Genomic DNA, 11,753 nt, shown 5'->3' on the forward strand with positions numbered 1-11,753 from the left:
GACACTGGAAAAAGAAAGTTTTGGAGAGTTAGAGGTGTAGGGTAATGCGAAGAACAGGCGATTTAAAACTGATGCAGGAACTGAATAGGTCAATCATTTTGGACTCAATTCGAAAACATGGACCTATTTCGAGAAGTGACATCGCAAAATTAATTAATATAAGTCCAACTACAGTAACTTCCGCCGTGAACGAACTTATTCATGAAGGGATTGTGAGGGAAGATGGGATTGGTACTTCCAATGGAGGAAGGAAGCCGGTTTTACTTCGATTCGATCCAAATACTAAGTATGTAATTGGCGTGTCAATTTCGAATTCGTTTATTAAAATTTCTGAGATGAATTTGGAAGGAAGCATTTTACGAAAGGAAATCCATCCTACCAATTCTCAGCATGGTGAAGAAATCATTAGCCTGACCCTAAAAATTATTGAACACTTTCTCCAGTCGAAGGAAAATCTCGTGGGGTGTGAAGGGATCTCCATTATCACACCGGGAATTGTGGATTCAAGAAAGGGAATTATCTCCTATAATACCAAACTAAAACTCTACGATATTCCTTTAAAAGAAATGGTTGAACAGCAATTTGGACTGCCTACCTATTTAGATAATGATACCAATGCCTTTGTATTGGCAGAAAATTACTTTGGTTCCTTCGGTCAGTATAAAGATTTGGTTTATATCACGATTGGTGATGGCGTTGGGTCAGGAATCATGGTGAATGGAAAAATTATCCGCGGATATAAAGGTGTTTCAGGTGAGCTTGGCCATACCACAATTGTAAAGGGGGGCCAAAAATGTGAATGCGGAAATGAAGGATGTTTAGAGAATTACGTGAATTGGCCCGCCATTTACTCCAAAATTGTGACGGCCCTAATGAGCCGAGGGAAAGACACACTCATCAAGGATCTAGTAGGAGAGAATCTGAATCGGATTACTCCAGCGGTATTTGTACAAGCCTTAAATGAGGGAGATACTTTATGTCTTCAAATTATGGAAGAAATCGTGTCACATCTTTCTTCAGGTATTATTAATACCATTCACCTGCTAAACCCAGAAGTCATTATTCTAAGCGGTGAAATCGTCCAGGAAAATGAATTATTTGTGAATTTGCTCAAAAGCTATGTAACCAAGCAGGTCATCCCCATTCTGAAAGAAGAGGTCAATATTCAGCCAACCTCCCTTGGTGCCGAGTTTGAAATGCTTGGGGCAGCAGCTATCATATTACAAGAAAAATATCAATTTACCATTTAATCGCCTATATGTAGGCTGCTTTTTAGGAGGTGATGCAAGATTTAAAAAAACTTGCTACATAGGTCACTTATGTAGTAAATACACGACAACATGAAAATGCTAACCATTTTTATAGACTTCTAGGTTTTACAATCTTAATAGTTTCATAAGGACCAAATAATCCGAGGGGGATAAAAATGAAAAAGATGAGGTTTCTGGTTCACCTATTGTTAATCATTGTAGTTGTTGCTATGTCGGCATGCTCCAACACGCAGAGCAGCGGGAAAGAAAAGAAGACTATTGAAGTGGCTTTATGGGATAAAAATGTCAGTCCTGCAGTAGATAAATCAATCGAAGCATTTAAGAAACAACATCCTGATGTTAAGGTTAATGTTACCTACACACCTTGGGAGGATTATTGGACCAAGCTGAAAACAAGTATCGGAGGCGGAAAAGGTCCGGATGTTTTCTGGATGAATGGACCGAACTTTTATCAATATACTTCCTCAGGATTTATCAAGGATTTGGAACCTTTTATTAAAAATGATAGTGAATATAAAAAGGATAATTATTTCCCAGCCGTTGTGGATTTATATACTTATCAAGATAAGCTTTACGCGGCTCCTTATTTTATCGACTCAGTTGGTCTGTATTACAACAAAAAGCTTTTCGATGATGCAGGTGTTCCATACCCAGATGAAAACTGGACCTGGGATGATATTGAAAAGGCTGGCAAGAAGTTAACGAATAAAGCAAAGGGTATTTATGGGTATTCGGCTGATATCAAGCAAAGCCAATCTGTTTATTACGATCTTATGCACCAAGCAGGAGGATACATTATCAGCAAAGATAAAAAGAAGTCTGGATTTGACTCTCCGGGATCGAAACAAGCCTTTCATTTTATTAAGAAGCTGATTGACGAGGGAATCTCACCTTCAGCGAAAACGGTTATGGAGACAGAAGGAAAACAGCTGTTCCTATCCGGAAAAGTGGCCATGATTCCTGCGATTTCAGTCAGTGCAGGCGAATTTAAAGGTGTACTCGGTGATAAATTAGGAGTCGCTCCGCTTCCTAAAGGCAAACAAAAGGCTTCCATTGTTCATGGAATTGGTTGGGCAATGAATGCAAAAACCCAAAATGATAAAGCTTCGTGGGATTTAATCAAAGCCTTATCAGGTGAAGAAGGGGAAAAGGTGATTGCCGAATCAGGATTCTCGATTCCTGCAGAAAAGAGTATCAGTGATCTTTGGCTTAAGTCCATTCCTTCTTTAAATTTAAAAGTATTCCTTGACGCACAGGAATATGGGGTTCCATACCCTATATCCAAAAATACTGCTGAGTGGCAGGATGTTGAGCTAAAAGAAATTCAAGGCGCCTTTTTAGGACAGAAGCCGATTGATGAAGCATTGGATACAATTGCGAAAAAGATGAATGGCATACTCGCCAAAGAAAATTCGAAGTAAATTAGATTACCTAATTGAATAGTTAAACAGACTGTGTGTGACAGTCTGTTTGACTATTGAAAGGAGAGATGATGTTGAGCAGCTTTTCTTCGACTATTGAAAAGAACAAACCCGACATTGTTGCCGTTAACCAGAATAAGAAAAGGGTGAATAAGGAAGCTATTTACGCTCTGTTGTTCATAGCTCCTACTTTTTTAGGGCTTCTTATCTTCTATATGCTGCCTGCCATTGCATCTTTTGCCTTATCCTTTTCAAGCTGGGACGGCATAACAGCACCGGTATTTGTAGGGCTTGAAAATATTCGGACTTTATTTGTGGATCCAGCCTTTCAACGTTCTATTATCAATACAATCGTCTTTACTATTGTGTCGGTCCCTTTATCCGTGGTGATTGCCACCATTGTGTCTCTTATGCTGAACCAAAAGATCAAGGGAATGGTGCTTTACAGGACTTTGTACTTTTTACCGGTTGTGACCATGCCAGTCGCAGTGGGGATGGTTTGGAAATGGCTATATAACACGGATTACGGCTTAATTAATTATCTTTTAGGTGTATTCCATCTTCCTCAGCCATCATGGCTATTCGACCCAAATATTGCCCTGTTTTCAGTCATTATTGTCTATGTATGGATGACCATAGGCAATAATGTCATTCTATTGCTTGCAGGACTTCAGGGAGTTTCAAACAGCTATTATGAAGCAGCCCAGATTGATGGTGCTTCGAAGTTCAGGCAATTCTTAAACATAACCTTGCCTTTAATTACACCTACTCTGTTTTTTGTCTTTATCACTTCTATGATTAGTTCCCTGCAGATGTTTGATTTGATCTTTGTGATGATTGGAGACAACAATGCTTTATTGGATCCACTCCGAACCATTGTTTTTGGAGTCTATGAATCTGGATTCAAATACTCGCAAATGGGAATTGCTTCAGCTCAGGCCTTTCTTTTATTCTTAGCCATTTTAGCCATTACGATCATCCAATTCATCTACCAAAAGAAATGGGTTCATTATGATTCCTAGTGAGGGGGTGTGAGGAATTGAAAGAAAAAAAACTATTTAGTCATATTTTGCTGATCATTGGTGCTGCGATTATGATCATGCCATTTTTGTGGATGATTTCGACATCCTTGAAATCCTACGGTGAGTCCATGCAGGTACCGCCATCGATTATCCCGAAGGAATGGCATTTTGAAAATTTCGTTAAAGTTTTCGAAGACGTTGATTTCCTAAACTACTACATTAACACGATTATCGTAACCGTTGGCCGGACACTTGCCCAGTTATTTCTTTGTTCTATGGCGGCATTCGCCTTCGCACGCATGAAATTTCCGTTTAAAAATGTCATTTTCATTGTGATTTTGTCTGTTTTGATGGTTCCTCCACAAGTCATTTTAATCCCGAACTTCGCGATTATGACAAGGCTGGGATGGATTGATACGTTTTATGCCCTAATCGTTCCAGGAATCTTCAGTGCATTTGGAGTCTTCTTACTTCGTCAGTTTTTTATGGGGATCCCAAAAGAATTGGATGAGGCAGCGATTATTGATGGCTGTTCCTGGTGGGGGATTTATTGGAGGGTGCTGCTGCCGAATGCTACACCTGCACTGATTGCTCTCGGTATTTTTACAGCCCTTGCATCATGGAACGATTTTCTGTGGCCGTTAATTATGACAAACTCTGAGAATATGAGAGTACTGTCTATTGGAATTGCTTCTTTCCAAGGCCAGTATTCTACGAATTATCCATTGCTCATGGCAGGTGCCCTGTTATCCACGATACCGATGATTGTTATGTTTATCTTTTTACAGAAACACCTAATTGCCGGTATTTCGTTAAGCGGTGTCCGGAAGTAGATGATTTTTCCGAATAATAGGAAGGAGGTACATATTTGAACGCAACGGAAGAGTTTTCCATCGGTTTAGATATTGGAGGGACGAAAATCCTTTCCGCTCTAGTTTCAAAGAATGGAGAAGTTGTATCGGAAATCCAGTGCGACACAAAAGGGGGAGAAGAAAATTTCAGTCATCAAATTATCCTTGCAATTGAATCCCTCCTGGAAAAAGAAGACATCGAGATGAATCGAATTAAAGGCATTGGCATCGCTACAGCCGGGGTGATCGATTCAAAAAAGAAAGAAATTCTTTATGCAAACAATTTAAATTTAGAAAACTATCCAATTGGAAACGTATTAGAAAAGAAGTTTGGTCTTCCTGTTCAGCTTTATAACGATGCCAATGCGGCAGCAGTAGGTGAATGGCTATGGGGAAGTGGAAAAGGAAAACACAATCTTATCTACATCACTGTCAGTACTGGGATTGGGGCAGGGATTATCAGCAACGACAGTCTTTTAACAGGAAGTCATGACAGCGCCGGAGAATTTGGGCACATCTCTATTAATCTGAATGGCCCCCTATGTGCTTGTGGCAATAAAGGCTGTTTAGAGAACTACGCATCAGGAACTGCGATTGCCGCTATCGCCCGGGAACGGCTTGCAACTGGAGAAGCCAGTCATTACTTTTTCGCTAAAATGGATGGGCTAACGGCCGTTGATATTTGCACGGCAGCCAAAATGGGCGATTCCTTTTCAATCGGTTTGCTTAAGGAAATTGGGGAATACCTTGGCTTAGGAATTATTAATCTGATCCATCTTCTTAATACAGAAGCGGTGATTTTGGGCGGGGGTGTGATGAACGAATCAGAATTAATTCTCCCATCAATCCGAAGGACCGTTCAAAAGCATGGCATTCAAAGTATGGTTGAAAAGGTAAAAATCGAAAAATCAAGTCTTGGCAGTTACGCATGTGTAGTAGGAGCAACCGGTTTGTTTTTTTGCAAAAATGATCAACTAGCTGCCCTGCCTCATTAGATTTGTGAATGTTTCCAATTTTAAAACTAAGGGAGAGATGACAGTGTTACATGTTCTATTAATAGGGGCTGGCACGATGGGAAGTGTGCATGGTGAAGCCTTCGTAAAAATGGAAAATGCCGTTCTTGCTGGAATCGTAGATAAAAATTTGGATAAAGCCAAGAAGTTGGCCGAAAAATTACACACAACGGCGTTCCAAACATTCGAAGAAGCCATCAAATCATTAAATAAGGTCGATGTGGTTTCAATCTGTCTACCTACTCCATTTCATAAACCATTTTTGAAAAAAGCTGCCGACCAAGCGCTGCAGGTCATTTGTGAAAAGCCGCTTGCCAGGAATCTGGCTGATGCCAGAGAAATGATTGAGTATTGCAAGGAAAAAGACGTAAAGCTATTTGTTGGTCATGTCGTGCGATTCTTTCCTGAGTATGTACGCGCGAAAAAGATTATTGAAGAAGGAACAATCGGAAAAGTAGCCGTTGTCCGTACTTTTAGAGGGGGAGGATTTCCGTACGGATCAGATGACTGGTATGCGGACTATGAAAAGAGCGGCGGATTGGTGTTAGATATGATTATCCACGACTTTGACTTCTTAAGATGGTGTTATGGGGAAGTGGAACGTGTCTATGCCAAAAGCATCAAAGATGGGAATCTGAAGCGGATTGATTATTCCTTAGTGACTCTTCGTTTTAAAAACGGCGTGATCGCCCATGTAGAAGGATCTTGGGCCCATCAATCGTTCACAACCCGATTTGAATTTTCGGGTCAGAGTGGAATTATTGAACATGACAGCTCTAAGTCTGTTCCCGTTGTATTTGAAGGCAGAAAAAACAGTACAGCGGGCGGTGGCGTAGCCGTTCCTGAAAGTCCGTTAAAGGACAACCCTTATTTCGTTGAATTGGACCATTTTATTCACTGCATTAAAACCGGCAAGGATCCGATAGTTACAGCAGAAGATGCCTATAAAGCAATGGAAATTGCCCTTTCTGCCCTTAAATCTATCGAAACAGGCAGAGAGGTCATCATAAATGAAAATCAAAAAGAGGAGGCACAAATCCGATGAAGGTAGGGATTATCAGTTTCGCTCATGGTCATGCATACAGTTACGCTGACGCATTAACAAAGATCGATGGGGTTCAATTGGCGGGAATTGCAGATGACGATGAAAATCGTGGTACAAAGGCAGCCGAAAGATATCAAACCCAATATTTTAGCCGTTATCAAGAATTACTCGAACAGGATTTAGATGCTGTAATCATCACATCTGAGAATAGCAAACACCGCGAACATGTCGTGGCTGCAGCAAAGGCTGGAAAACATATTTTGTGTGAAAAACCAATTGCGTCGAAGCTAGAAGATGCAGAAGCGATGATCGAAGTATGTAAGCAAAATGATGTTATTTTGCAAACTGCCTTCCCGGTGCGCTTTAACTCAGCGATTCTTCGAGCCAAAAAGATGATTGAAAATGGAGATCTTGGGCAAATCCTCGCCATTAAAGGCACAAATCGCGGGACCAATCCCGGCGGATGGTTTGTCGATCCAGCCTTATCAGGCGGAGGAGCTGTTATTGACCATACCGTCCATGTTGTCGACATCATGAGGTGGTTCATGGGTTCTGAGCCAAGGGAAGTATATGCGGAGATTGACAATTCCATCTCACCATATAACATCGACGATTGTGGCATTCTTACCATTGAGTTCGATAATGATGTATTTTCCACTCTGGATTGCAGCTGGTCACGGAACGAAACCTATCCAACCTGGGGGGACGTGACGTTAGAAATTATCGGAAGTGAAGGAACCCTTAAGGTCGATGCGTTTGCTCAGAAATTAGATGTTTATGACATGAGTGGTGCTAATTGGAATTATTGGGGAGACGATATGGATTTTGGATTGGTAAGTGACTTCTTGAATAGTGCTTCAACCGGGAAAGAACCATCCATCACAGGAACTGATGGATTAAAGGCACTAGAGGTTGCATTCGCAGCCTATGAATCTGCTGAAAAAAAGCAGCCTGTAAAGCTGAAGTAATTGGTTGTCAGGAAATCTGAAAGAGGTGGGGACAAATGTTAAAAGGAATAAATCAATGGTGCTACCCAGAAGATACATCCCTGGAGAACGTGTTTAGATATAGTAAGGAAGCTGGGTTTGATGCAGTTGAATTAAATCTGTATAAGCCAGGTGGAATAGGGTTAACATTAGATACCTCTGCCAAGGAGGCAGAAGCGATTAAAAAATTGGCCGAAAGCTATGACATCGAGCTGCGCAGTCTGTCAACCGGCCTTTTGTGGGAAGCCCCCCTCTCCTCGAATGATGCGAGCACCAGGGAGCGGGGAAGGACGATTGTCAAAAAGCAGCTTGAGTTGGCAAGTGTGATGGGAATGGATACCGTCTTGGTCGTTCCGGGAATCGTGGATGAGAAGACATCCTATGCGGATTGCTATCAAAATAGCCAGGCCGAGCTTCGGTTGCTTTCGGAATTCGCTGAACAGCTTGGCGTTCACATCGGAATTGAAAATGTCTGGAACAAATTTTTGTTATCCCCGCTTGAAATGAAACGCTATGTCGATGAGCTTAATTCTGATTTAATCGGCGTCTATTTCGATGCAGGAAATGTGCTTCAGTTTGGCTATCCTGAGCAATGGATCCGGATTTTAGGGAAGCAAATCAGGAAGGTCCATGTGAAAGATTTTAGAAGAAGTGTTGGTAACATCACAGGCTTTGTTCCATTGCTAGCTGGGGACGTTAACTGGAAAGAGGTTATGACGGCTCTTCATGAGATTGGATATAATGATACCGTCACCGCTGAAATTCCGTCCTATTCGATTTCTTCATATGATTTAGCTCATGATACTTCACGTCATATGGATGTTATCTTTAACTGCCTATTAACAACAGAAAGGGCCTAAATACATTTATGGAAAAAATAAACGTTGGATTCATTGGAGTGGGAGGAATTGCCGCTAAACATCTGGAGAATATCAGTAAAAATGAGCATGCCTCGATTGTTGCTGTATGTGATATCAATCCTGACAGAGTCCGTGAGGTTGGGGAACAATATGGAGTACCTTCCTATGTAAATGTAGATGATATGTTGCAAAATGAGTCTCTTCACGCATTGTTTGTTTGTGTTCCGCCATTTGCACATGGATTGATCGAGGAAAAAGCGGCCAGCCGTGGCATCCACCTCATGGTTGAAAAACCAGTTGGACTGGATCTTCCGATGGTTAGGGCGAAGGAAAAAGCAATATCCGATTCAGACATTATATGTTCAACAGGATATTGTTTACGCTACCTTGATACAGTTGCAAAAGCCAAAGAATACCTGACAGGTAAACAAATTGCCATGATTCGTGCGCATTATTTGACCAAGTTTGTGCCGACACCTTGGTACAGGAAAATGTCCTTATCTGGTGGTCAATTGGTTGAACAGACAACCCATACCGTTGACTTAATTCGCTATCTGGGAGGCGATTTTCGCACAGTGTATACGAATTCAGCGTTGAATGTCATGAATGACATCCCCGATATCGATATACCGGATGTGACGTCTGTTAACTTTATGATGGAGTCTGGGGCTGTCGGCAACCTTTCAAGTACCTTTATCCAGGCTGATCACCAAACCGGAATTGAAATCATGGGTCGGGATTTCAGAGTGATCATCGATGGGACATCCTTACATGTCATTGAGAAAGATAATAAAGTCACATTCGAAAGTGAAATTGATTTCTACGAGGAACAGGACAATGCATTTATTGAAGCAATCCGATTCAACAAAAAGGAATTAATCCTAGCTCCATACTCCGAAGCTGTCAAAACTTTAGCAGTCACATTGGCGGCTAATCATTCAGGGGAAACAGGCCAGCCAAAACAACTGGACGATTATGAAATAGTTGCTGAGGTATAATGGGGAATTAAAAATGCCGAGAAAGTGGTTAAACACATTAGTATAGAATATTATTTTGAAGTATCAAATAGTCTACATTATCATTTTGAGCGGAATGCAAAGATTACTTGGATCCAATAATCAAATATTTAATCGCATAAAAATAAGCCTCTCCTTGTTGGGAGGCTTTATTTGCTAATCATCAAATACTGTATGTTTTACTTTCTATTTTTCCAATGCAATAAACAATCAGAAGCTATAGATTAATAGTGTGATAATGCACAATAACCACCATTTTATCCAGGTTCCAAACAATCCGTTGGCTGACCCGTTAAAGGTTAATCTTCTTCCATTTATCACCGTATTTCTTGTTTTCCATTCTAATATCATCGTAATGGCCCAAGGATAACAAATTCCAAATGTGCAAATAGTTACAATTCCCCCTAAAATAGTCCAACCTATGTATTGTAATAAACCACCATCAAAATATGATTTTCCTTCCATTTGTGAAGTATAAATCTGATTAACATTTATTGTTGAATTACTCATAATTTTACCTCCTAAGATGTATATGGGGAAATTATACTTGAAACAAGCAGCAGTTTCCTCTTATTTTTGTAGAATAACTAAAAGGGAAGCGATGTTATAAATATTTGATTATAAAAAAATTGATTTAAATCAAGGAAATAGCAATGCATTTCCCTTATGATAAAAATGTATTTACAAATGAGAATGATAATCAGCTTATAAGAGTTATTTTTTAAAAATGAATATAGTAATAAAAAAATTATCATATTAATGGGTGTATTTTGCACATTACTATTCTATTCTATTATTTTTATAAAGGAGATTTAAAAATGTCTGAAGAAAAATTGTCAGATTTAATTAGTCCTGAAGCTGTAATTAATTTTGAAACTGGTGCGATTAAAGCAAGCACTTTGGATTCAATCATAAAACTTTTGCCATTTGAAATGGGCTTTTGCGATGCCAACGATATTTTCCGCTGGTATTCAAACAATCCAAACCGCGTACATGGTCGCCGTAAAGAAGCGATTGGTCAGCATGTGCTTGAGCTTCACCCAAAAGTGGCTCACCACGTTGAAAAATTGTTGAATGATTTCCGGTCAGGAACACGCGACGAATGGGAATTTTGGTTCCCAAAACGCTCTGGTGAATCTGGACAGATATATCAAAAGTTTATGGCATTGCGTGATGTAAGTGGAAGGTACCTTGGCTATATGGATGTGACCGTTAATATAGAACTTTTTCAAGGGAAAGAAGGATTAAATACCCCTGAAACGATTGACGAATTTAAAGCTGTTAAGCCTGAATAATAAAAAGTACCTTCCCATTTGAGGAATTGCAGAAAAACACATTGAATACACCAATTCAATGTGTTTTTCTTTATAATAGACTTATATGTTAGGTGATTATTTCGCTTAAACAACAAGAAGAATGATAGATATGTATTTTTAGCAGATGTTACATCGGCCCCAATCTACTCATTTATAAAGGGGGTAAAACATGAAATATATCTCACCGAAAGAAGCGACGATAAAGGTGAAAGAGTGGCCTAAAAAAACAATATCGGCGGGTCGTCGTCATACCGTTGGGCTAAGGTCTGACGGAACGGTAGCGTCTGTAGGTGGTAATCAATATGGTCAATGCGAAGTAAGCAGCTGGCGCGATATTGTGGCAGTCGCAACGGGTAATGTTCATATGGCGACGAACACGGGTAATGCTCATACAATCGGTCTTAAATCTGACTGCACTGTGGTGGCTGTAGGTTGGAATAAGCATTACCAATGTGATGTAAAAAACTGGCGCGATATTGTCACGGTTGCGGCGGGTTGGTGTCGTACCATTGGGCTTAAATCGGATGGAACGGTGGTAGCAGTGGGCCGAAATAATGAAGGCGAATGCAATGTAAGTGACTGGTATGATATTGTGGCGATCTCGGCGGGTGACTGGCATACGGCCGGTCTTAAATTGGACGGAACGGTGACGCTTGTGGGTAATAATCGGTATGGCCAATGCAATGTAAGCAACTGGCGTGACATTGTGGCGATCTCAGCGGGTTACCTGCATACCGTCGGTCTTAAATCGGACGGGACGGTGGTAGCTGTTGGTCAGAATAAGCATGGTCAATGCGATGTAAGCGGCTGGCGTGGTATTGTAGAGATAGCGGCAGGTAGTAAGCATACTATTGGCCTTAAATCGGACGGAACGGTGTTGGCTGTAGGTTTAAATCAGCATGGTCAATGCAATGTAAGCAGCTGGCGCGATATTGTGGCGATCTCGGCGGGT

At 40.6% G+C, this 11,753-nt stretch carries 11 protein-coding genes and 1 pseudogene; 11 read left to right on the forward strand and 1 reads right to left on the reverse strand.

Annotation, left to right across the window (positions count from 1 at the left end):
• Positions 1-44: 44 nt before the first annotated feature.
• The 9 genes from V7077_RS17365 to V7077_RS17405 all read left to right on the forward strand — a co-directional run bounded on the left by V7077_RS17365 (position 45) and on the right by V7077_RS17405 (position 9,467).
• Positions 45-1,250, forward strand: a complete 1,206-nt coding sequence (locus V7077_RS17365; RefSeq protein ID WP_335504178.1) for an ROK family transcriptional regulator — start codon at positions 45-47, stop codon at positions 1,248-1,250.
• A gap of 176 nt (positions 1,251-1,426) precedes the next feature.
• On the forward strand, positions 1,427-2,692 hold the full coding sequence (locus V7077_RS17370) for an ABC transporter substrate-binding protein (RefSeq protein ID WP_335504180.1): 1,266 nt from the start codon (positions 1,427-1,429) through the stop codon (positions 2,690-2,692).
• 74 nt (positions 2,693-2,766) lie between these two features.
• Positions 2,767-3,714, forward strand: a complete 948-nt coding sequence (locus tag V7077_RS17375) for a carbohydrate ABC transporter permease (protein ID WP_420489667.1) — start codon at positions 2,767-2,769, stop codon at positions 3,712-3,714.
• A 71-nt stretch (positions 3,715-3,785) separates the two neighbouring features.
• Positions 3,786-4,547 carry a carbohydrate ABC transporter permease gene (locus V7077_RS17380; protein WP_335504252.1) on the forward strand — a complete coding sequence of 254 codons (762 nt, stop codon included), beginning with the start codon at positions 3,786-3,788 and terminating at the stop codon, positions 4,545-4,547.
• A gap of 35 nt (positions 4,548-4,582) precedes the next feature.
• Positions 4,583-5,560 carry an ROK family protein gene (locus tag V7077_RS17385; RefSeq protein WP_335504183.1) on the forward strand — a complete coding sequence of 326 codons (978 nt, stop codon included), beginning with the start codon at positions 4,583-4,585 and terminating at the stop codon, positions 5,558-5,560.
• Positions 5,561-5,597: 37 nt separating this feature from the next.
• On the forward strand, positions 5,598-6,623 hold the full coding sequence (locus tag V7077_RS17390; RefSeq protein ID WP_420489668.1) for a Gfo/Idh/MocA family protein: 1,026 nt from the start codon (positions 5,598-5,600) through the stop codon (positions 6,621-6,623).
• Positions 6,620-7,591, forward strand: coding sequence for a Gfo/Idh/MocA family protein (locus tag V7077_RS17395; protein ID WP_335504187.1), 972 nt, complete (start codon positions 6,620-6,622; stop codon positions 7,589-7,591). The genes V7077_RS17390 and V7077_RS17395 overlap by 4 nt, the downstream gene beginning before the upstream one ends.
• A gap of 35 nt (positions 7,592-7,626) precedes the next feature.
• On the forward strand, positions 7,627-8,469 hold the full coding sequence (locus V7077_RS17400; RefSeq protein WP_335504190.1) for a sugar phosphate isomerase/epimerase family protein: 843 nt from the start codon (positions 7,627-7,629) through the stop codon (positions 8,467-8,469).
• Positions 8,470-8,477: 8 nt separating this feature from the next.
• Entirely contained in the window at positions 8,478-9,467 is a 990-nt protein-coding gene (locus V7077_RS17405; protein WP_335504192.1) for a Gfo/Idh/MocA family protein, read from the forward strand.
• A gap of 228 nt (positions 9,468-9,695) precedes the next feature.
• Here the strand turns inward: V7077_RS17405 and V7077_RS17410 are convergent, their stop codons facing one another.
• On the reverse strand, positions 9,696-9,995 hold the full coding sequence (locus V7077_RS17410; protein WP_335504195.1) for a hypothetical protein: 300 nt from the start codon (positions 9,993-9,995) through the stop codon (positions 9,696-9,698).
• Between the two features lie 308 nt (positions 9,996-10,303).
• Between V7077_RS17410 and V7077_RS17415 the strand changes: the two genes are divergently transcribed.
• Positions 10,304-10,780 (forward strand): PAS domain-containing protein, encoded by a 477-nt coding sequence (locus V7077_RS17415; RefSeq protein WP_335504197.1) that lies wholly within the window; start codon positions 10,304-10,306, stop codon positions 10,778-10,780.
• 190 nt (positions 10,781-10,970) lie between these two features.
• Positions 10,971-11,753, forward strand: a pseudogene (locus V7077_RS17420) (RCC1 domain-containing protein); the annotation flags it as partial.

The sequence above is a fragment of the Neobacillus vireti genome, from assembly GCF_036962465.1.
Lineage (GTDB): Bacteria > Bacillota > Bacilli > Bacillales > Cytobacillaceae > Neobacillus > Neobacillus vireti_B.

Bases quoted from the DNA above. Each gene is read 5' to 3' on its own strand.
- V7077_RS17365 (WP_335504178.1), top strand. From the start codon at position 45: ATGCGAAGAACAGGCGATTTAAAACTGATGCAGGAACTGAATAGGTCA.
- V7077_RS17370 (WP_335504180.1), top strand. From the start codon at position 1,427: ATGAAAAAGATGAGGTTTCTGGTTCACCTATTGTTAATCATTGTAGTT.
- V7077_RS17380 (WP_335504252.1), top strand. From the start codon at position 3,786: ATGATCATGCCATTTTTGTGGATGATTTCGACATCCTTGAAATCCTAC.
- V7077_RS17390 (WP_420489668.1), top strand. From the start codon at position 5,598: ATGACAGTGTTACATGTTCTATTAATAGGGGCTGGCACGATGGGAAGT.
- V7077_RS17395 (WP_335504187.1), top strand. From the start codon at position 6,620: ATGAAGGTAGGGATTATCAGTTTCGCTCATGGTCATGCATACAGTTAC.
- V7077_RS17400 (WP_335504190.1), top strand. From the start codon at position 7,627: ATGTTAAAAGGAATAAATCAATGGTGCTACCCAGAAGATACATCCCTG.
- V7077_RS17405 (WP_335504192.1), top strand. From the start codon at position 8,478: ATGGAAAAAATAAACGTTGGATTCATTGGAGTGGGAGGAATTGCCGCT.
- V7077_RS17410 (WP_335504195.1), bottom strand. From the start codon at position 9,995: ATGAGTAATTCAACAATAAATGTTAATCAGATTTATACTTCACAAATG.
- V7077_RS17415 (WP_335504197.1), top strand. From the start codon at position 10,304: ATGTCTGAAGAAAAATTGTCAGATTTAATTAGTCCTGAAGCTGTAATT.